The organism is Desulfatibacillum aliphaticivorans DSM 15576, assembly GCF_000429905.1.
Taxonomy (GTDB): Bacteria; Desulfobacterota; Desulfobacteria; order Desulfobacterales; family Desulfatibacillaceae; genus Desulfatibacillum; species Desulfatibacillum aliphaticivorans.
In genome coordinates this window covers 1-20,155 of sequence record NZ_AUCT01000024.1, presented here as the reverse complement: position 1 = coordinate 20,155, position 20,155 = coordinate 1, and the positions used below count along the sequence as shown (strand labels likewise).

The following is a 20,155-nucleotide window of genomic DNA, read 5'->3' as shown; positions in this document are numbered from 1 at the left end:
GCTTTACAAGCACGCCGGTCAATGCTAACTCATGGCCGAGAATCATTGGAAATAACGGCTATGAAAATCCAAATAAAAATCAGCTCGACAATCCGGATACAAGGGCCTCTTGACCCGGAACTGGAGGAATTCCTCAAGCGCAGGTTGACGCTAGTCAATCCGGTTTGGCTGGAAAATCAAAAGTTCGGCAGGTACAATTACGGGGTCAAAAAACACCTCCATTATTACTGGAAGCGGGGGGACGTAACATCCATGCCAAGGGGGTTCGCCAGGCAATTGCTCACCTGGCTGTCTCGCTCCGGCCTCGACTACGAAATGGTGGATCAAACCCGCGAGCTGCCGGAAGTCCAGTTCGGATTCATGGGGGAGTTGTACGGATTTCAGCAGGAGGCCGCCCAACGCATTTTATCCCGCCGGTTCGGCGTGGCCCGCATGCCCACGGGCGCCGGAAAAACCATCCTGGCTTTGTACTGCATCAGCGAGCGGGCCCAGCCCGCCGTGGTCATCGTCCATACCAAGGAACTGCTCTACCAATGGAAGGAGCGGGCCCTGGATTTTCTGGATATCCGCGAACAGGACATCGGCCTTGTGGGCGACGGCAAAAAGCAGTTTGACCGCAATCTGACCATCTGCGTGGTAAACTCGCTGTATAAATGCGCCGCCCAGATGAAAAAAAAGACCGGCCATTTGATCGTGGACGAATGCCACCGCATACCCTCCCGCAGCTTTACCGTGGCGGTCAAGGCCTTTGACAGCAAATACATGCTGGGCCTTTCGGCCACGCCCTTTCGCAGGGACGGCCTGACGCCGCTCATTCCCATGTACATCGGAGACTCGGTTTGCGAAGTCAACGCCATGGATCTCCAGGACAAAGGGAAAATCTCCCGGGCTAAACTCGTAGTGCGCAAAACCAACTTTGACTATCCCTACGAGGATGACTACCACCAGATGATTTCCACCCTGGTGGACGACGGAGACAGAAACCGGCTTATCGCATCGGACGCCGTGGAGTTTCAGTGCGAGGGGAGCGGAACCGCCCTGGTGGTCTCGGACCGTAAAAGCCACTGCCGCAAGCTGGCGGCCCTCATGGCGGACAAGGGCGCCAGAGTGGGCGTGCTCACCGGGGATCTGGCGGACATCAAACGCAAGGACATCGTGCGGCGGGTCAACGAGGGAGAGGTGGACATTCTGGTGGCCACGATCCAGTTGATCGGGGAGGGCTTTGACTGCCCTTCGCTTTCAGCCCTTTTCATGGCCACGCCGGTCAAGTTCACGGGCAGGGTCCTGCAGGTCGTCGGCCGCGTGCTCCGAGCCCAAAAAGGCAAGGAGCAAGCCGCGGTGTTCGACTACGTAGACAAGCCCGGGGTCTTACAGGCCTCTTTTCAATCCCGCATGGAAGCCTATCGCCAGTTGGGCCTGAAGGGGCAAAGCCCGTTGCGATTCTGCTCATAATCCATAGCAAAAAGGCGTATGGGACAAACAATCCATATGTTGGAGTAATGGGTTCTTTGTGGTATGATAGGTGTCCAATCGGATGGAACCTTCCGCAAATTCGATCAGCTTCGGAACTGCTACTGCTCGGGACCTTGATATCAAGAGGGCTGCTTCAATGAGTGAAAATGTCAAATACATGGTTGTTATTACGGGAAAAGCGCTGCCTGGCCACAACATCGCCAACGTGCGGAACAACGTGGCCTTGCGGTTTAATATGCAAGACGCCAGGGTGGATAAAATGTTTTCAGGCAGGCCCGTGGCCATCAAAAGAAACATGGACCTGGAAGCGGCCAAGAAATTCAAGGAAGTGTTCGCCCAACTGGGCGCCGAATGCCTGATCATGGAGGAGAAATCCGCCCAGGGTCAGCCCGCTCCCAAAAAGCAGCCGGAAAAAGCCGGTCCGCCGCCAAAGTCCCCCGAAGAGCTTCGGAAGGAAATTTTCGCCGACAAGGTGAAAAAGCAATTCGAGCACCTGGACTCCCAATACGCCAAAGTGGGGTTCCAATCCGGCTTTGAAAAAATGTCCGTGGTTTTTTCCATCCTCATGGTTCTGGCAATCGTCGGAATCGGCGCCGCCTGGCATCTATTGCCTCAAGTCACGTGGTACATGGCGGTTCCGGGCATGCTCCTGACCCTTATTGTCTTCAGCCTGCCGCTCATGAAAAGCCAGCAGGGCTTTTTGAAAAAGGCCGTCGCCGCCCTGGTGGATAAAAACGCCGAAGACCTGGCTTTTTCCCTGGCCTGCCTGGACTCCTGGCTGGACAAGATGCCAAACCAGCGCCACGCCAAACTCATCCGCAAGGAGTTGGACAAGGTCATCGGCAGGCATAGCGACCAGATGGAAAAAATGATGGATTACGCCTACAGCATCACCGAGGTCGTACAGAAGATGGAGGAGGAAGAGGCCAAAGCCAAGGAAATCCTTCCCGCGCCCCCGGAAGCCGAAGAGACTCAGGAGGAAAACGCTGAACAAGCCCCGGAGCCGCCGCCCGCGCCCAAACCCGCCAAGAAAAAGAAAAAAGCCAAATAGCCTTTGGCCAAAGGTCCGGCGCCCGCCCCCCGTATTCCGCGCGAACCCAGGGGCGCCCCTGCGCCGTCCACCATCAGGAAGTTCATCTTGGGAACAACGACCGCCTCAACCTTTTTGGATGAGGGCCTGAATAAGTGTTTAAGTTCCTTTTTATAATCGATTTTCTTCATGGATTCATTTCCTTTAATTCTCAATATCCTCAGACGTTATCCCCACTTCAGGGACCTCCGGCCGGGGCTGGATTATCAGCACGCTGGAGCCTCGGTTTTCCGGGCTGTGGGATTTGATCGGCGGGATGCTTTTATGGGGTTTATGCCCGGAGCCGCCGCTTTTCCAGGCGTCCTGCATCTCCATTTTAACGCCGTCCATTACGTCTGCATCCAGTTCCAAAAGCATGGGACCGTAGCCTGTTTCCCGATAAATGAATAGGGAATTCCCCGGCCGGTCCCGTTCCTCTTCCGCCAGAGCGATGGAGACAAAAGCTCCCCAGACGTCGTAAAGCAGCGGAATTTTATCCTGGGAGACCAAATGATAGGCGCGGGTGAATTGGGAGGCCGGGTCCTGGGCGTGCGCCGGCATCGGGAGTGCGGCGAGGGCAAACAGAAAAATGATCAGCCTTGTTTTCATGGCGGAGATTCGCCCTTTTCCGTTTTCAAGGCCTGGGGTTAGTTGTTTTCGAATTCCTTTTCCAGCTTTTCCTGGGCGCGGGCGAAGCAGTCCGGGCAATAGGTGGACGAGGCGTTCATCTTGGCTCTGGTGTACAGGTAATGCTCCACCGAAACCCAGGCGCCTTTTTCGTCCGCCCCGCCTTGGCGGTCCCAGACCTTTTTGCATGCGCCGCATACCGGCAGGTAGTTTTCGTAAGCCTTGATTTTCCGCTGCTCCTCCTGGGACTCAAAGCATTTTTCAACCCTAAACTGGATTTCCTCCATTTCACAGGGCTTGAGCAGGTAATCGTCCGCCTCCAGACGAATGGCTTCGATGATGGAAGACATGTCGCCGTATCCGGTTAGGATAAGGACCTGGGTCAGGGGGGAGGTTTTTTTCGCCTTGCGCAGGATGGCGATGCCGTCCACCACGCCCATGACCAGATCGGTGATGATGAGGTCGAACTTTTGCTCGGACAAAAGGCCCAGGGCTTGGGCCGGGTCGCTGATTGCCGTGATGGTGTACCCGAAAGCCGCCAAAAAGTCGCCGATGCTGTGCAGGACAAAGGCGTCATCGTCTACAAGTAGAATGGACTTTTTCGGCATGACTTACACCCCCCTGCTTTCGCGCCTTGCTTGCATGGCCCGGCGCCGAGCCGTCAGTTACTGAGCGGCCGCGTTCCGGCGGTCGCGAAGATATCCTGCAATCCCTCTGATGCTGTTGAACATGAACCCTTTTTCCCGTTCCCTGACGTCGTCGGGCAAGTGGGGGTGGAGGCTCAGGCCGGGGTCTTGGGCCAGCAGACTTTTCAGACACCGTTCTTCCAGGTCCTCGCTGGAAACGGCCATTTCCCGCTCGATAACCCCAGCCCACAACCGGACCTGGTCCTTGTGGGCGGCCAGCAGGGAGGCTCCGGCGCCCTTTACGGCCCCGTAATGGCCGTAGCAGTAAATATCGTGCGGCGTTTCCATGAGGGCGTCCATGCTGCCGCAGCTTATTTCCATCAAAAACCGGGGAGGCGTCGCCGGCCTGATCCACACGCCTTTGCCGGGGACTTCATACCGAACCCCTCCGGTCTCTCCGGCAAATAATATGTCGTCTTTGAGATAGCTGATATGATGAACCGCGTGGCCGGGAGTGTTGATTACCTGCACGCCCAGGTCCGCGAAATCCTCGGAACTGACCAGATTTTTTTCCGGGACCGGTTGGATTTGACCGTAAGCCCTGGCCGTATCGCCCAGGGTTTTCAGACTGCCCTGCCACAGGCGCTCCGGGTCCGCCATGTGCGGAATGGCCTTGGGGTGGCACACGACAGGCGTATCCGGAAAGCGCCGGGAAAAATCGCCGGCGCCGCCCGCATGATCGATGTGGATGTGGGTCAGGAGCAAGGCGTCCAGGCGTGTGACGTTCATTTTTTCAAGGGTTTGGACCAAGAGGGGAACGGTTGATGCGGGCCCCGGGTCCACCAAAAACGTGGCGTCCCCCTGGTACAGCCAGGCGCTGATAAAGGTATGAAACCCCCGCAACGTGGGTTGATCCAAGGGTATCAGGGTAAGTTCCGGAGTAATGCGTTGCGGTTCCATGATATTTCAACACGGGAATGGAGGTCAGTCCATTCCCATAGCCTTTTCCATCTTTTTAATTTCTGCAATCAGGGCTTCTTTTTCTTCTTTGCCGAGGGATTTATCGTTCAGGCGTCTCTTCAGGCCCAAAAGGGTCATCTCAGCCCGATAATCCTGGCATGTGTACTGTCCGGTCATACTCGTCCTGCGTCTTCCATGGCCTGCATAAAAATTTTGTAAAAAAGCGTGTTTTCAGCAATGGCGCGGGTTAAGATTTTGTCTATGTCGTCAATGCCGCTGGGATTGACGGTAATGTTCACGCTTTTTGCGAACGCGGCCATGTTATCCATGGTCCTGTGATTGTTGGAGACCAGCGCCACAAAAATCTTTCTCCTGGTGGATATTACCATTCTGCTTAAAAATTTCAAGACATGGTTGTTTTCCGGCTCGTCCGTGTCGAACATCTCGTTCAGCACGATGATGTCAAACACATGAAAGCGCATCTGCTTGAGCGCTTCCCGGGCGGCGCCGGGTTCGGTCACCAGATACCCCAGGGAGTTGAGAGCGTCTTTTATTTTCGCCTTGTACACAGGGTCCAGCTCGCAAAGCAGCGCGGTGCGTGCGCCTTCCTCCAGAAAGTCGAAGGGCTTGTCGTCCGCGTCATACCCGCGGGAGCTGATTTCGTCCATGAGCTTGGAGGTTTTGCCCTTCTGAGGCGGCGCCTGAGCCCCTTTGGGCGGCGCGGCGGGGGCGGCCGAGCCGCTTTGCTCGGCGTTCACCGTGATTTTCTTTTTGCATTTGGGACATCCCAAGGAAAAAGACTGCCCTTTGGGCACTTTTTCGTCCGGGATGCGGAATTGCCCCTGGCAATGCTGACATGTAATATTCATGATCCACTCCTGGGAGAACGGGGGCGGTCGGGCCCCAGGTTCAATTTACCTTTCTTCCGTATTCCAAATCCACCTGAAGGTCTTCGATATCGGTGGTGGTCTCGCCCCGGGCGCTCTTGACGGAGTCGATGCCGCGCCCCGCAACGTCCTTATGACTTGAATAGGCGAGGGCCGTTTCCTCCGTAATCAGACCCCTCTCGTACAGGCTCACGATGTAATCGTCAAAGGTGATCATGCCAAAGGCCTTGCCCTGGCTGATGATGTTGTGGAAGGTTTTGTCTTCCGATTCCCCGTGGAGGATGGCGTCCCGGACGCGCACGTTGGAGCCCATGGCTTCAAATGCGGCCACCCGGCCTCCGCCCACTTTAGGCAAAAGCCTCTGACAAACCACCCACCGGATGGTGTCGGCCAGGCGGATGCGGATTTGCTGTTCCTCTTCCGTGGAGAACATACCCAGGATGCGGTTGATGGTGTGCCCGGCGTCCACGGTGTGGATGGTGGAAAGCACCAAGTGGCCGGTTTCGGCTGCTGCCAGGCCGATTTCCACGGTTTCCCTGTCCCGCATTTCGCCCACCAGAATCACCTTGGGCGCCTGGCGCAAGGCGGCTCTCAGGCCCACGGCGAAGGATTCGAAATCCGTCCCCATTTCCCGCTGGTTAAAGGTCGCCTTTTTGTGGGGATGCTGGAATTCCACCGGGTCTTCCAGGGTGACCACGTGCACCGCCTGGGTTTCGTTGATCTGGTTGAGCACGGCGGCCAGAGAGGTTGACTTACCGGAGCCTGTGGCGCCCGTAACCAGGGCGATGCCGTTCTTTTCATGGGACATCTTCATAAAGGCGGAAGGCAGACTCAACTCTTCCAATGTGGGGATTTTGGTCTCCAACTTACGAAGGACGATGGAATAAGCTCCGCGCTGGGAAAAGATGTTGACCCTGAATCGGGCCTTGCCGGGGAGCTCGTACGACAAGTCGCACGAGCCGTCCCGCATGAGTATTCGTGAAAGCCGGCGGTCCCCGTTGATCAGGTTCATGGCGAAAATTTCGGTCTGATAGGGGGTCAATTCCGGAATCGGCGGACTTAAATCCACGGGGGAAAGGACTCCCGAGCTTTCCACTTGAAACGGCCTGCCCGCAGTAATGTTCAAGTCAGACACGTTGTCAAAGGTGTCCAGCATCCGCGTCAGGATGTGGTCGATTTCCTGTTTTCTCATGAAAACGCTCCCTCACTCACCTGCAAAAAAATCTGTCTACGCCTCCGTGAAGTCCGCCGGCGGATGTTTGAGCAAGGGTCTGAACCTTGCTTTCTCGTTCGCCTTGGCGTAGGCTTCTTCGGGATCGATTCTTCCTTTGTGGATGAGTTCCATAATGGCGTCGTCCAACAATTGCATACCGTATTTCTTACCGGTCTGGATGGAGGAAGGAATCTGATAGGTTTTATTTTCACGAATCAGGTTCCTGACCGCCGGAGTAGCAATTAATATTTCCAGGGCCGCACAGCGGCCTTTTTTATCCACACGTTTGAACAGGGTTTGGGCCAGAACCGCCCTGAGTCCGTCCGCCAGGGTGGACCGGATCTGGTCCTGCTGCGTGGCCGGAAAAACTTCGATGATGCGGTCCACGGTTTTGGCGGCGCTGGTGGTATGCAGGGTTGCAAACACCAAGTGGCCTGTGGAGGCGGCTTCAATGGCCAGGGAGATGGTTTCCAGGTCGCGCATTTCGCCGACCAGGATGATGTCCGGGTCCTCGCGCAGGGCGCCGCGCAACGCCGCGGAAAAAGTTTTGGTGTGCGCGCCCACTTCCCGGTGGTTCACGATGCAGCTTTTGGACTCGTGCACGAATTCGATGGGGTCTTCAATGGTGATGATGTGGTCCTTGCGCTGACGGTTGGCTACGTCCACGATGGAAGCCAGGGTGGTGGACTTACCCGATCCTGTAGGGCCGGTGACCAGCACAAGGCCCCTGGGGAGGCTGGCCAACTTGGGCACGACAGGGGGCAGGCCTAACTGTTCGGCCGTGAGAATGGTCTGGGGGATTTCGCGAAAAACCGCCGCCACGCCGAATTTTTGCATGAAAAAGTTGGCGCGGTAACGGGCCACTCCGGGCAGTTCATACCCAAAGTCCAGGTCTCCGGTTTCTTCAAACACCTTGACCTTTTCCTCCGGAGTGATTTCATAAAGCATGGATCGCAGGTCATCGCTGTCCAGGACCTTAAACTTGATTCTCTCCATCTCCCCCCGGATGCGTAAGGCAGGCTGCTGCCCCGATACTAGGTGAAGGTCCGAAGCGCCCTGCTCATGCATTAATTTGAAAAACGCATCAATTCTGGCCATTATCTAGCTCCTCTGCGATTTTTTGAAAACAGCGATTTTGTCATCCCTGGAGTCCAAGGCCTGGCTCTCTTCCCGGTTGATATCCAAAATCTTCTTATGCGCTGCCAAAACTCCGCGGATGCGGGCGTCCAATAAAGCCCGCTGCCGCTTAAGCTCCGTTATGTCGTCTTTGACCTTTGCGTAGGATTGGTGAGCGCGGTTGATGATGTCCTCCGCCTTTATCTCCGCCTGGGAGACAATCAACTCCGCTTCCTTTTTGGCGTTCTTCTCCATGCCTTCCATAACCTGTTTGGAATGAAGGATGCTTTCCCGGAATCCCTCCTCGCGCTCTTTGTATCCTCGCACTTCCGCCTTCAGCAAGGCTTGCGCCTCCTGAAGTCCTCGGTTTTCCAGAACCAGTTCCTCCATTGCCAGGGAAACCGTTTCCAAAAAACTTTCAACCTGATTGGAATCCAGCCCCCATAGACTGCGTTTGAACACCTGCTTCTGTATCTCCATGGGGGTGATCTTCATAAGTGCATCCTCCTTATGGATGACAAGTCCGTCAGCAAGAACCCATTTTATCAGTGCAGGAGCCTGAAGGCCAAGGACCTGAGGCTTTGCACGAAAAAATTCTGGAGAAAGACGATGACGAATATTACGACCACAGGCGAAAAATCAATGCCCGAAAAGCTCACCGGCAAGTAGCGCCGGACATGTCTTAAAACAGGCTCGGTCACATTGTTGATGAAACGGACAATTGGGTTGTAGGGGTCGGGATTTACCCAGGACAATAAGGCCCCGATGATTAGAATGTACATGTAAAGGGTCAGGGCCAGGTCTGCCACGATGGCTATTGCGTTGATGAAGTGACCAATAATAAACATTAATTTCCATTCCTCGAACCGATATTAGAAATCCAGCCATGCCGGACGCCGCAACGCTTAATTTCTCCTCGCGTGCTTCAGGATACCCCTGGAAAGCTTAACAGGTCAAGCTAGGCTATACGTCCAATATAGTAGTAGATAATACTAGCGTAGAAAAGTCAAGATACAATCAGTCCCGTAACCTGATTGTGACAAGCATTACGCAAATACGCCTGCAAATCCGTCGACACTCCGGAATCATCCCCCCCTGGGGGCCCCTTATGGACGAACAAAGTTCACACACCCGTCCGCAGCATTCTTCGGCAAGAGCCGCAATCCTCCCCACGGCTGATTCGTAAAAATGCTTGACAACCACGCGGCGCATGCTTTATATGTCCATGCTTTACCGGGCGACCGGCCGTGGAGGCCCTCGCCCTTGCTGTCGAAAAACTTCGCCGAAGGAACAGGCCCGTTAAAAAACCGCCTGGATGCGCTTCGGCCACAAGACATATTGCGGGAGAATTCTCATGGCTTTACCGAAACATAAAAAATCCAAGTCCAAACGCGACAAACGCCGCACCCATCAAAAACTGACGGCGCCCAACGTAGTTAGCTGCCCTCAGTGCGGAGACCCCAAGCTCCCCCATCATATCTGCCCGAGCTGCGGAACCTACAAAGGCCGCACTCTGATTGAGACAGACTGATAAGCATTTGAGTTGGGTCATATCTTAATGATTTGCGTCGCCTGACTGGCGGTTTCGTCAGGCGGAAATCCCACCGGCGCATCCGATGCCCGTATTGTACTCTTTCTTCGCGCCCAAAGGATCGAGTGATTAAGATATGACCCTTTTTTCGCCTGCCCTGTCCATTTGTTTGAGCTCACCCGGTCCGCTGAATCGTTATATTGCCAAAATCCGTTTTTGGGATTTAATTAAGGAGACGGCGCGGATGTCCGACACAAAACGTAGCTCCCAGGGGCCAACCGGCTGCAGAAAAACGCCTTTTCCGCGCTTTTTCACTTTTTTGCGGGCGGGCCTGCTTCGCGGCCTTTGTGCGGCGCCCCGAAAAAGCAGCGGCTCCTGCATCTCTCTCCGTCCTCTTTTCATCGAGCCATTCAACCGCGCCAAAGTTTCGGGAATCCCCATCCCCTCGCACCGCGCATTTGCGCACAGGGCCTGGACCCGGCTTGACAGGCGGAAAACATGTTGCTCTAATCATCTCTTGGCTTCAATTCCACGGTTACAATTAATCTCGTAGGAGACGATTATGGATACAGAATCCCAAGTTGTTGTCGTTACAGGCGGCTCTCAAGGCATTGGCCGGGCTATCGCCCTGCGTTTCGCCGGCCAAGGCGCATCCGTTTATTTTTGCCATTACGATCCGGACGATTCGGAATCGGAAAAGACGGAAAAACTTCTCGCCGAGGCGGGCGGCCAAGGCAAAGGCTTTAAAGTGAATGTGGCTGACAAGGATGAAGTGAAAGCCTTTTTCAAGACCCTGGTCCAGGAGGCCGGACGCATTGACGTATTGGTCAATAACGCGGGCGTCACCAAAGACGGCTTCGCCGTCCGGATGAAAGAGCAGGACTGGGACCTCGTGGTGGACATCAACCTCAAAGGGACCTTTTTTTGCATTCAGGAGGCCGCCCGGGCCATGATGAAGCAAAAGCAGGGCAGGATTATTAATATTTCGTCCGTAGTCGGCGCCATGGGAAATCCCACCCAGGCCAATTACGCCGCCTCCAAAGCCGGAGTCATCGGCCTGACAAAAGCCGTGGCCAAGGAACTGGCTTCCCGGGGAATATTGGTGAACGCCGTGGCGCCCGGGTATATCAACACCCAGATGACCGATATACTTTCCGACGAGGTTAAGCAGGCTTTTATAGACGCTACGCCTTTGGGAAAAATGGGCGAGCCGGAAGACGTTGCGGCGGCCGTGGAGTTTCTGGCTTCGGAGAACTCCCGTTACATCACCGGCCAGGTGCTGCATGTGAACGGCGGGATGTACATGTAACAAGGAAAAAGGCGTTTTTCAGCCGTTATTTAACCCCTAAAGCCGCTGTCCGGCGCCCGGAACCCAGGCAAAGGCGATTCGCCATAAGTTGTATGCTTGATTTTTCCGGTGCAAAAGATATAGTGGCAGGAAAAAAACCATCGCAAGGCGTCCCATTAAAAATGGCGCCGTGAAAGCAAGGAGGTTTGATTACCATGTCTTTGGAAGAAAAAGTAAAAAACATAATCGTGGATAAACTGGGCGTGGAGCCTGATGAAGTTGTGGAAGAAGCATCTTTTGTGGATGACCTGGGCGCCGATTCCCTGGACCTGGTTGAACTGATTATGAGCATGGAAGAAACCTTTGACCTGGAAATCTCCGATGAAGAAGCGGAAAAAATCCTCAAGGTCAAAGACGTCATTGAATATATCAAAGCGCACACCTAAAAACGCGCAGGACGGGGCCGCGGGCCAGCCCGCACGCCCCCCCGTCCCAAGACATCCGGCAGGAGTTTGAATGAATACCTGCACACCCGAAATTGTGGTCACCGGCCTGGGCTTGGTTACGCCCCTTGGCGTCGGCGTGGAGTCATCCTGGTCCGCCCTTTGCCAGGGGAAGTCCGGCGTAGGTCCTATCACCCGCTTTGACACCGCCGGCTTTAAAACCACCATCGCCGCCGAGGTGAAGGACTTTAACGCCGAAGATTTCATGAGCAAAAAGGAAGCCCGGAAGGCGGAGCGGTTTATCGCTTACATCATTGCGGCGTCCAAAATGGCCCTGGATGACGCGGGGCTTGTCATCGACTCGGACAACGCCGAGCGTGTGGGCGTGTTCACGGGGTGCGGCCTGGGAGGCCTCCAGACTATGGAGGAAAGCCGCGATGTCATTGTAAATCGCGGCCCCGGCAGGGTAAGCCCTTTTTTCATTCCCATGCTGATCGGAAACATGGGGCCCGGCCTTATCGCCATCCACTTTGGAGCCAAAGGCCCCAACTGCAGCGTGGCCACGGCCTGCGCCGCAGGCACCCACTCCGTGGGGGAATCCATGCGCATTCTTCAACACGGCCAGGCCGACGCCATGATCACCGGCGGCGTGGAATCGGTTATCACCCCCCTGTGCATTGCGGGCTTCAACTCCATGAAAGCCTTATCCACCCGGAACGAAGAGCCGAAAAAGGCCTCCCGGCCCTTTGACAAGGAGCGGGACGGATTTGTGGTCGGGGAAGGCGCCGGAATTCTGATCCTGGAAACCAGGGAGCACGCCGAGAAGCGCGGCGCCCGCATTTATGCGACCCTGGCAGGTTACGGCATGTCCGGCGATGCGTACCATATGACCGCGCCGTCCCCGGAAGGGGAAGGCATGGCCAGGTGCATGAAAAGCGCCGTGGAGGACGCCGGCCTGCCCTTGGAAGCCATTGACTACATCAACGCCCACGGCACCTCCACCCAGTTTAACGACCTGTGCGAAACCCAGGCCGTTAAGTCTCTGTTCGGAGAGCACGCTTACAAGCTGGCCATAAGCTCCACCAAGTCCATGACAGGCCATTTGCTTGGAGGCGCCGGAGGCGTGGAATCGGTATTCACCGCCTTGACGGTCTATCATGACCTTATTCCGCCGACCATCAATCAGGAGTCCCCGGACCCTGAATGCGACCTGGATTATGTGCCTAACCAGGCCAGGAAGCAGGTGGTCAATGCGGCCATGAACAACTCTTTTGGATTCGGAGGCACCAACGCATCCGTTATCATGAAGAAGTTTAAAGCATAGCAAGGCGCAAACGTTTAATTTTTTTGCAAGCTCTTCATTTGCAGGCTTGTTATATTCAAAATATTTTGGTACCGGTTTCTTGTTGCAGCAAGAACCATTTGGTTGAAAAGGGAGCAAACCGTTGGATCTGGAAACCATTAGAAAAGTTGACCCTGAGGCGGCGAAAGCCATCGAGCAGGAATTGGACAGGCAGCAGTTCACCTTGGAGCTGATCGCCTCGGAGAATATCGCCAGCCCGGCCGTCATGGCCGCTCAGGGCAGCGTAATGACCAACAAATACGCGGAAGGGTATCCCGGCCACCGTTATTACGGCGGATGCGAGTTCGTGGACGTGGCCGAAAACCTCGCCAGGGACCGGGCCAAGGAATTGTTCCAGGCAGACTACGCCAATGTGCAGCCCCATTCAGGCTCCCAGGCCAACATGGGGGTTTACTTCGCCCTGCTGGAACCCGGAGACACCGTGCTTGGCATGGACCTTTCCCACGGCGGTCACCTTACCCACGGCAGCCCGGTCAGCTTTTCCGGCCGCATTTTCAACTTCGTCCATTACGGAGTCAAGGAAAAAACCGGAACCATCGATTACGACCAGGTCCGCTCCCTGGCAAAGGAACATAAGCCCAAGCTGATCGTGGCGGGCGCCAGCGCCTACCCCCGGATCATCGACTTTCCCGAACTGGAAAAGATAGCCAGGGAAACCGGCGCATACCTTATGGTGGACATGGCTCACATAGCCGGTCTGGTGGCGGCCGGAGAGCATCCCTCTCCCCTGCCATACGCAGACGTAGTGACCACCACGACCCATAAAACCCTGCGCGGCCCCCGCGGCGGCATGATTTTGTCCAATAAGGGATTCGGCAAAAAACTGTCCAGCCAGATTTTCCCCGGCATCCAGGGCGGACCGCTCATGCACGTCATCGCCGCCAAGGCCGTGGCTTTCAAGGAAGCCCTTACGCCCGAGTTCAAGGCCTATCAGCAGCAAGTGGTCAAAAACGCCGCCTGCCTGGCCAAACGGCTTATGGACAACGGCGTGGATCTGGTTTCCGGCGGAACCGACAACCACATGATGCTCCTCAACCTCTCCAATCTTGACATTACCGGCAAGGAAGCGGAGGGTCTGGTGGAGCAGGCCGGCATTACGGTCAACAAGAACACCATCCCCTTTGATAAAAATGGACCGGCCGTCACCAGCGGCATCCGGGTGGGAACGCCGACCATTACCAGCAGGGGCATGAAAGAGCCTGAAATGGAACTCATCGCCGATTGCCTGGCGAACGTTTTGAAAAATCCCCAGGATCAGGCTTTGATAGAAAGCACGAGAGCCAAGGTCAAGGACCTTTGCCAATCTTTCCCCATTTATGCATAGCTTCCAGGGAGGAAAGGGATGAAATGCCCGTATTGCGGTGAAACTGAAGATAAAGTCATAGACTCCAGGCAAGGCAAGGAGGCTGATGTAATTCGTCGCCGCAGGGAGTGCTTGTCCTGCTCCCGCCGTTTTACCACCTACGAAAAGGTGGAGGACATGCCTTTGGTCATCATCAAAAAGGACGGCCGGAGAGAGGTTTTTAACGGGGAGAAAGTGCGGGCCGGCATGCTCCGGGCGTGTGAAAAGCGCAATATCAGCGTTCATGTGATTGATGAGTTTATCGAACAACTGGAAAGAGATCTGCGCGAAACCGGAGAAAAGGAAGTTCCCTCCCACCAGGTGGGCGAGGCCATCATGAACAAGCTGCACGAACTGGACGACGTGGCTTACGTCCGCTTCGCCTCGGTGTACAGGGAGTTCAAGCACGTAAACGACTTTATATCCGAACTCAAATACCTGCTTAAACAGCAGCAAAAGGGCGGCAAGTAACAGCCAGGCGGTTTGGACCTATTTATTATTCTCGGGGGGTAACCGGATCACGGTCCCCCCTGTTCTTTTTATACAAGGGCGCCATGAAAAAACAGGACACCCAATACATGCGCCAGGCTTTGGCCTTGGCTGAAAAGGGAACGGGAAGCACGTCGCCCAATCCTATGGTTGGCGCGGTCATTGTCAAGGACGGCAAGGTAATCGGCCAGGGCTGGCATAAAAAGGCCGGCGGACCTCACGCCGAAATCTTCGCTCTGGAGGAAGCAGGGGCGGACGCCAAAGGCGCGACCATGTACGTCACTCTGGAGCCCTGCAACCATCATGGAAAAACGCCGCCCTGCTCCCACGCCGTACTTAAGGCGGGAATCGCCAAGGTGATCGCCGCCATGAAAGACCCCAATCCCAAAGCCCAGGGCGGCCTGGAATATCTGCAGGAAAACGGCGTGGAAACCCAATGGGGCGTCTGCGAAGCCGAAGCCCGGAAGCAAAACGAATTTTTCATCAAACACGTCACCACGGGCAGGCCCTTTGTGGTCTGCAAATGCGCCGCCACCCTGGACGGCCGGATAGCCACGCGCATCGGCGACTCCAAATGGATCACCGGCGAAGAGTCCAGAGCCTGCGTCCACAAAATGCGCCACGCCATGGACGCCATCCTGGTGGGAATCAATACGGTCCGCATGGACGACCCCAGCCTCACGGCCCGACTGGAAGACGGCCAGGGAAACGATCCTTTGCGGGTCATCCTGGACAGCCGCCTATCTATGGATCCCAGCGCCAAAATGTTGCGCCAGGATTCTGATTCTGGTACATTAATTTTTTGCGGCCCCCAGGCGCCCGAGGTAAAACGGGACGCTCTGGAAAAAGCAGGCGCAGAAATTGTGGAAGCGCCCGAAATGAGCGGGTTTTTAAACCTGGATTTCATTTGCCGCAACTTAGGGGAAAGGGGCCTGAACAGCCTGCTGATTGAAGGCGGCGGGCATGTGCATTCATCCGCCCTGAAATCGGGCGTGGTGGACAAGGTCTGCTTGTTTTACGCCCCAAAAATCTTGTGCGGCGACGACGGAGTTCCCATGTTTGCAGGCCCCGGGCCTGACTTTATGGCTGACTCCATAGAACTGAAGGACATCACCCTGCACCGTTTCGGAAACGACTTTATGGTGGAGGGATATGTCATGGATCTTTTTGACGAACGGGACTGATAATACGCCATGTTTACCGGAATCATAGAAGGCCTGGGAACCCTTAAACGCATCAACAAGGGCCGGGGCGTCACCATGCAGATTCAGGCGGATTTCGACCTGACGGGCGTCAAACTGGGCGACAGCATCGCCGTTTCCGGAACATGCCTCACAGCCACCCGTCTGGACGGCTCGACATTCGACGTGGACGTATCCCCCGAGAGCATCAGCCGCTCCATCCTCAATTGGGCCAAGCCCGGGGACAGGGTGAACCTGGAAAAGGCGCTGACTTTCGCCTCCCGCCTGGACGGCCATCTGGTGCAGGGACACGTGGACGGCATTGCCACTGTGGCTTCGGTAAAGGCGGACGCCAACGCCATCCTGTACTCCTTTGAGGCCCCTTCCAGCCTGACCTATTACATGGTGGAAAAAGGTTCGGTTGCCATCGACGGAATCAGCCTTACTATTAACCAAAGGTCTGATACCGGCTTTTCCGTTAGCATCATACCGCATACCGCAAAAATCACGACCATCGGACTGCGCAAGCCCGGCGACCGTGTAAATATAGAAACCGATATAATCGGGAAATATGTGGAACACTTTTTATCCGCAACTAGAGGAGAGGCGGATAAAAACTCCCAAATGCCGGGCATTAACATGGCGTTACTTGCCAAGAACGGCTTTTTATAAGAGGCAGACATGGCTAAAATCAGCATTGAGCAGGCAATCAAGGAAATCAAGGAAGGCAAGATGGTCATCCTGGTGGATGACGAAGACAGGGAAAACGAAGGGGACCTTGCAATCGCAGCCGAATTTGTAACCCCTGAAATTATCAACTTTATGGCGAAATACGGCCGCGGCCTTATTTGCCTTTCCCTTACCAAGGCAAAAGCCGACATTCTGGATCTTCAACCCATGGTCGGCAACAATACCTCGCCTTACCAGACAGGCTTCACCGTCTCCATCGAAGCCCGGTGCGGCGTCACCACGGGCATCTCGGCGGCTGACAGGGCCACAACCATCCAGACCGCTATAGCAGACGACTCCAAGGCCGAAGACCTTGTGCGCCCCGGCCATATTTTTCCGCTCCGCGCACGCAACGGCGGAGTCATCGTCCGCGCCGGCCAGACTGAAGGCTCCGTGGACCTGGCCCGCTTGGCAGGCTGCAAGCCCGCCGGCGTCATCTGCGAAATCATGAAAGACGACGGCACCATGGCCCGCATGCCCGACCTGGAAGTTTTCAGCGAAGAGCACGGCATCAACATCTGCACCATCGCCGACCTCATTGAATACCGCATGAGCAAAGAATCCTTTGTGCGCAGGTCCGCCGAAGCCAAACTGCCCACGTCCTATGGCGGAGACTTCAAGGTCATCGTTTACGAAAACGATGTGGACGAATACCTGAACATCGCTCTGGTCAAGGGAGACATCAATCCCGACGAGCCTATCCTGGTGCGTGTGCACTCCGAATGCCTCACCGGCGATATCTTCGGCTCCCAACGCTGCGACTGCGGCGATCAGCTTCAGGAAGCCATGAGAATGGTCAACGAAGAAGGCAAGGGCGTCATCATCTACGTGCGTCAGGAAGGCCGCGGCATCGGCCTGGTCAACAAAATCAAGGCCTACGCTCTGCAGGACGGCGGCCTGGACACCGTGGAAGCCAACGAGAAGCTGGGCTTCAAGGCCGACCAGCGCAACTACGGCATCGGCGCCCAGGTGCTGGTGGACCTGGGAGTACGGAAAATGAAGCTCATGACCAACAATCCCAAGAAAATGGTCGGCCTCCAGGGCTACGGCCTGAGCATTGTGGAACAAGTGCCGCTGGCCGTGTGCCCCAACAAGTACAACAAAGACTACCTGGAATGCAAGGCCTTGAAAATGGGCCATTTGCTGGACGTGGAATCTTATAAATAAAACAGGGAAAATTCCCTGCCAATAAAACTTAACCGAATCGCGTTTTCGGATAACAGGAGGAACACTATGCCGCGCATGATAGAGGGGACGCTCTCAGCGGAAGGCAAACGCTTTGGAATCATCGTAGCCAGGTTCAACGATTTCATCTCTGACAGGCTGCTGGGCGGCGCGCTGGACGCGCTCATGAGGTCCGGGGCTGCAGACGAGAATATTGAAGTCGCCAAGGTGCCCGGGGCATTTGAAATCCCCCTGATCGCCGATAAGATGGCTAAAAGCGGCAAGTACGACGCACTCATCTGCCTGGGCGCCGTCATTCGCGGGTCCACGCCGCATTTCGACTATGTATGCGCCGAAGCCTCCAAGGGCATCGCCCATGTCAGTCTTGGCGCAGGCATTCCCGTTATGTTCGGCATTCTGACCACCGACACCATTGAGCAGGCCATAGAACGCGCTGGCACCAAAGCCGGAAACAAAGGCTGGGACGTGGCCATGGGCGCTATTGAAATGGTCAACCTTGCGGAGCAGTTCAAGTAAATCTATGGGAAAAAGACGCAGGGCAAGGGAGCTTGCGCTCCAATCATTATTTTACGTGGACTCAACCTCAGCCCCCCCGCTGAAGGCCTTGGACTTGTTTTGCCAAAACTTTCCGCCTCCCAAGGATCTGGCCCAGTTCTTTTACGAACTGGCCAAAGGGGTGATTGAAAAACGGGATGAGATTGACCGCCTTATCGAACAGCATTCCAACAACTGGAAGCTGTACCGTATGTCGGCCGTGGACCTGAACCTCATGCGCATCGCCGCCTATGAATTTCTGTTCTGCCCCGACGTACCTCGCCGGGTATCCATCAACGAGGCCATTGACATCGGCAAACGCTTCGGAACGGCCGAGTCCGGCGCCTTCATCAACGGCATCCTGGACAGCATCCACCTGCATCTGGGCAAAGAAGAAAAGGCCGAAAAGAAAAGATAGATTTCTTTTACAGTAAAATATAAAAGGGGCGTCTTCCGCAAGGAAAACGCCCCTTCGTTATTTTGCTTTTTCAGCAGATGCTACTTGAGCTTGCCGATAACGCTGCTTGCGATGGTATTCTTCTGGATTTCCTTGGTTCCTTCGTAAATTTCCGTGATCTTAGCGTCACGATAGAACCTTTCCACGTCATACTCACGCATGTAGCCGTAGCCGCCCAAGAGCTGAATGGCTTCGTCGGCCACTTCCACTGCAGTGCGGGCGGCGAACATTTTAGCCATGGATGTCAGCTTGGGATCGATTTTGCCTTGGTCGTAATTCCATGCAGCCTTATAGGTCATAAGGCGGGCGAGTTCGACCTTGGTGGCCATGTCGGCCAGCTTATGCTGGGTGATCTGGAACTGAGCCAATTTTTTGCCAAACTGCTCGCGCTGCTTGACGTATTCCACGGCCCTATCCAAAGCGCCCTGCGCGGTTCCCAGAGCCTGTGCAGCGATGAGAATGCGGCTTTCGTCAAAGAATTCCAGGACCTGATAAAAGCCCTTGCCTTCCACGCCGATGAGGTTTTCCTTGGGTACGCGAACGTCCTTGAAAACAACCTCAGCCGTATCCATCATGCGGATGCCCAATTTATCGCCCACGGAAGTGGTGCTTACGCCTTCTCTGTCAGCTTCCACCAATATCATGCTAAGGCCGCGGTAAGCGGGCTTGGCGTCAGGATCAGTCTGGCACAGAGTGCAGAAGAAGCCGGCGAGGTTGCCGTTGGTGATAAAAATTTTGGTTCCGTTGATCACCCATTCATCGCCGTCCAGGACAGCCGTAGTGTCCATGCCGGTAATGTCCGATCCGTGTCCGGGTTCGGTAAAGGCGCCGGCGGAAAGGGTTTTGGCTTCCGCAACCTGAGGCAGCCATTTTTCCTTTTGGGCGTCAGAGCCGAAATGCAACACGATTTCAGAGGCGAAGCCGGCCAAAACCATGCAGGCGCCGATGCTGGAATCGCCGCGGCAAAGTTCTTCGGCGACCAGAATATTTTCCAGCACGCCGTAACCCATTCCGGAATATTTTTCAGGAAAATGGAGGCCGATGAAGCCAAGTTCTCCAGCTTTTTTCCAAATCTTTGTGGGGTACTCGTGTTTGGCGTCCAGTTCCCTGGCAAGCTCCATGTCAAATTCGCCTTTGGCGAACTCCCTGGCAGCCTTTTGCAGGTCCAGCTGTTCTTTATTTAAAGAAAAATCCATTGAAACACTCCCCTCCTATTAGGAATGATTAGCCCTTCATTTCTTCGAGCTTTTCTTGCATTTCGGGCATGATTTCCAGGATGTCGCCCACGATTCCCACGTCCGCCACCTGGAAGATGGGGGCCTTGGGGTTCTTGTTGACGGCTACGATGAAAGGATTGCCCTTCAATCCGCCCAAGTGCTGGAAAGCGCCGGAGATGCCCATGGCCATGTAAACCTTGGGCTTGACCGTCTGGCCGGAGGTGCCCACCTGACGGGCGTGCTCCAACCACTTGGAGTCCACGATGGGACGGGAGCAGGATACGTCCGCGCCCATGATCTTGGCCAGGTCGAACGCCGCTTCCAGGTTGTCCTCGCTCTCGATGCCGCGGCCGATGGACAAAAGCACTTCGCTCTTGGTGATGTCCACGTCGCCCACTTCGGCAGCCACGGTTTCCAGATACTTT

24 protein-coding genes are annotated in these 20,155 nt (G+C 55.3%); 13 read left to right on the top strand and 11 right to left on the bottom strand.

What is annotated here, in order from left to right:
• Positions 1 to 60: 60 nt before the first annotated feature.
• On the top strand, positions 61 to 1,452 hold the full coding sequence (locus G491_RS31625) for a DEAD/DEAH box helicase (RefSeq protein ID WP_051327393.1): 1,392 nt from the start codon (positions 61 to 63) through the stop codon (positions 1,450 to 1,452).
• Between the two features lie 157 nt (positions 1,453 to 1,609).
• Entirely contained in the window at positions 1,610 to 2,524 is a 915-nt protein-coding gene (locus G491_RS34250) for a hypothetical protein (protein ID WP_028315784.1), read from the top strand.
• 183 nt (positions 2,525 to 2,707) lie between these two features.
• Here the strand turns inward: G491_RS34250 and G491_RS0119620 are convergent, their stop codons facing one another.
• Genes G491_RS0119620 through G491_RS0119580 form a run of 9 tightly spaced genes read right to left on the bottom strand, consistent with a single transcriptional unit; the run spans position 2,708 to position 8,819 of the window.
• Positions 2,708 to 3,151, bottom strand: a complete 444-nt coding sequence (locus G491_RS0119620; RefSeq protein ID WP_028315783.1) for a hypothetical protein — start codon at positions 3,149 to 3,151, stop codon at positions 2,708 to 2,710.
• 38 nt (positions 3,152 to 3,189) lie between these two features.
• Positions 3,190 to 3,777: a response regulator gene (locus tag G491_RS0119615; protein WP_028315782.1), complete on the bottom strand. Its 588-nt coding sequence runs from the start codon at positions 3,775 to 3,777 to the stop codon at positions 3,190 to 3,192.
• 57 nt (positions 3,778 to 3,834) lie between these two features.
• Positions 3,835 to 4,755 (bottom strand): MBL fold metallo-hydrolase, encoded by a 921-nt coding sequence (locus G491_RS0119610; protein WP_035219574.1) that lies wholly within the window; start codon positions 4,753 to 4,755, stop codon positions 3,835 to 3,837.
• A gap of 24 nt (positions 4,756 to 4,779) precedes the next feature.
• On the bottom strand, positions 4,780 to 4,932 hold the full coding sequence (locus G491_RS35970) for a hypothetical protein (RefSeq protein WP_015948047.1): 153 nt from the start codon (positions 4,930 to 4,932) through the stop codon (positions 4,780 to 4,782).
• Positions 4,929 to 5,624 carry a zinc-ribbon domain-containing protein gene (locus tag G491_RS0119600; RefSeq protein WP_028315780.1) on the bottom strand — a complete coding sequence of 232 codons (696 nt, stop codon included), beginning with the start codon at positions 5,622 to 5,624 and terminating at the stop codon, positions 4,929 to 4,931. The genes G491_RS35970 and G491_RS0119600 overlap by 4 nt, the downstream gene beginning before the upstream one ends.
• Positions 5,625 to 5,664: 40 nt before the next feature.
• Positions 5,665 to 6,834 (bottom strand): type IV pilus twitching motility protein PilT, encoded by a 1,170-nt coding sequence (locus tag G491_RS0119595; RefSeq protein WP_015948049.1) that lies wholly within the window; start codon positions 6,832 to 6,834, stop codon positions 5,665 to 5,667.
• A 36-nt stretch (positions 6,835 to 6,870) separates the two neighbouring features.
• A complete protein-coding gene (locus tag G491_RS0119590) occupies positions 6,871 to 7,953 on the bottom strand; it encodes a type IV pilus twitching motility protein PilT (RefSeq protein ID WP_015948050.1) in 1,083 nt (360 codons plus the stop codon).
• Positions 7,954 to 7,956: 3 nt separating this feature from the next.
• Positions 7,957 to 8,466 (bottom strand): DivIVA domain-containing protein, encoded by a 510-nt coding sequence (locus G491_RS0119585; protein WP_015948051.1) that lies wholly within the window; start codon positions 8,464 to 8,466, stop codon positions 7,957 to 7,959.
• Between the two features lie 50 nt (positions 8,467 to 8,516).
• Positions 8,517 to 8,819 carry a YggT family protein gene (locus G491_RS0119580; protein WP_015948052.1) on the bottom strand — a complete coding sequence of 101 codons (303 nt, stop codon included), beginning with the start codon at positions 8,817 to 8,819 and terminating at the stop codon, positions 8,517 to 8,519.
• Positions 8,820 to 9,325: 506 nt separating this feature from the next.
• On the opposite strand from G491_RS0119580, the gene rpmF reads away from it, so the two are divergent.
• From rpmF to nusB, 11 genes are all read left to right on the top strand, one after another.
• Complete coding sequence (gene rpmF, locus G491_RS35010; protein ID WP_015948053.1) at positions 9,326 to 9,502, top strand: 50S ribosomal protein L32; 177 nt, start codon at positions 9,326 to 9,328, stop codon at positions 9,500 to 9,502.
• A gap of 562 nt (positions 9,503 to 10,064) precedes the next feature.
• Complete coding sequence (gene fabG / locus G491_RS0119565; protein WP_028315777.1) at positions 10,065 to 10,811, top strand: 3-oxoacyl-[acyl-carrier-protein] reductase; 747 nt, start codon at positions 10,065 to 10,067, stop codon at positions 10,809 to 10,811.
• Positions 10,812 to 11,005: 194 nt separating this feature from the next.
• Positions 11,006 to 11,236, top strand: coding sequence for an acyl carrier protein (gene acpP / locus G491_RS0119560; RefSeq protein WP_015948056.1), 231 nt, complete (start codon positions 11,006 to 11,008; stop codon positions 11,234 to 11,236).
• Between the two features lie 70 nt (positions 11,237 to 11,306).
• Positions 11,307 to 12,557, top strand: a complete 1,251-nt coding sequence (gene fabF, locus G491_RS0119555; RefSeq protein ID WP_028315776.1) for a beta-ketoacyl-ACP synthase II — start codon at positions 11,307 to 11,309, stop codon at positions 12,555 to 12,557.
• Positions 12,558 to 12,678: 121 nt separating this feature from the next.
• Entirely contained in the window at positions 12,679 to 13,920 is a 1,242-nt protein-coding gene (glyA, locus tag G491_RS0119550; RefSeq protein WP_028315775.1) for a serine hydroxymethyltransferase, read from the top strand.
• Between the two features lie 18 nt (positions 13,921 to 13,938).
• Positions 13,939 to 14,409 carry a transcriptional regulator NrdR gene (nrdR, locus tag G491_RS0119545; RefSeq protein WP_015948059.1) on the top strand — a complete coding sequence of 157 codons (471 nt, stop codon included), beginning with the start codon at positions 13,939 to 13,941 and terminating at the stop codon, positions 14,407 to 14,409.
• An 83-nt stretch (positions 14,410 to 14,492) separates the two neighbouring features.
• Positions 14,493 to 15,611, top strand: a complete 1,119-nt coding sequence (ribD, locus tag G491_RS0119540) for a bifunctional diaminohydroxyphosphoribosylaminopyrimidine deaminase/5-amino-6-(5-phosphoribosylamino)uracil reductase RibD (protein WP_028315774.1) — start codon at positions 14,493 to 14,495, stop codon at positions 15,609 to 15,611.
• Positions 15,612 to 15,620: 9 nt separating this feature from the next.
• Entirely contained in the window at positions 15,621 to 16,280 is a 660-nt protein-coding gene (locus tag G491_RS0119535) for a riboflavin synthase (protein WP_028315773.1), read from the top strand.
• A gap of 9 nt (positions 16,281 to 16,289) precedes the next feature.
• Positions 16,290 to 17,504: a bifunctional 3,4-dihydroxy-2-butanone-4-phosphate synthase/GTP cyclohydrolase II gene (locus G491_RS0119530; RefSeq protein ID WP_028315772.1), complete on the top strand. Its 1,215-nt coding sequence runs from the start codon at positions 16,290 to 16,292 to the stop codon at positions 17,502 to 17,504.
• Positions 17,505 to 17,570: 66 nt separating this feature from the next.
• Positions 17,571 to 18,038, top strand: coding sequence for a 6,7-dimethyl-8-ribityllumazine synthase (gene ribH, locus G491_RS0119525; RefSeq protein WP_015948063.1), 468 nt, complete (start codon positions 17,571 to 17,573; stop codon positions 18,036 to 18,038).
• Between the two features lie 4 nt (positions 18,039 to 18,042).
• Positions 18,043 to 18,474 (top strand): transcription antitermination factor NusB, encoded by a 432-nt coding sequence (gene nusB, locus G491_RS0119520; RefSeq protein WP_028315771.1) that lies wholly within the window; start codon positions 18,043 to 18,045, stop codon positions 18,472 to 18,474.
• An 80-nt stretch (positions 18,475 to 18,554) separates the two neighbouring features.
• On the opposite strand, the gene G491_RS0119515 is transcribed toward nusB, so the two are convergent.
• Together G491_RS0119515 and G491_RS0119510 are read right to left on the bottom strand one after the other, a co-directional pair.
• The gene (locus G491_RS0119515) at positions 18,555 to 19,709 is read right to left on the bottom strand and encodes an acyl-CoA dehydrogenase family protein (RefSeq protein ID WP_015948065.1); all 1,155 of its coding nucleotides are present in this window, start codon (positions 19,707 to 19,709) and stop codon (positions 18,555 to 18,557) included.
• 28 nt (positions 19,710 to 19,737) lie between these two features.
• Positions 19,738 to 20,155 (bottom strand): electron transfer flavoprotein subunit alpha/FixB family protein (locus G491_RS0119510; protein ID WP_028315770.1); only part of this gene is annotated, 418 nt, incomplete at its 5' end.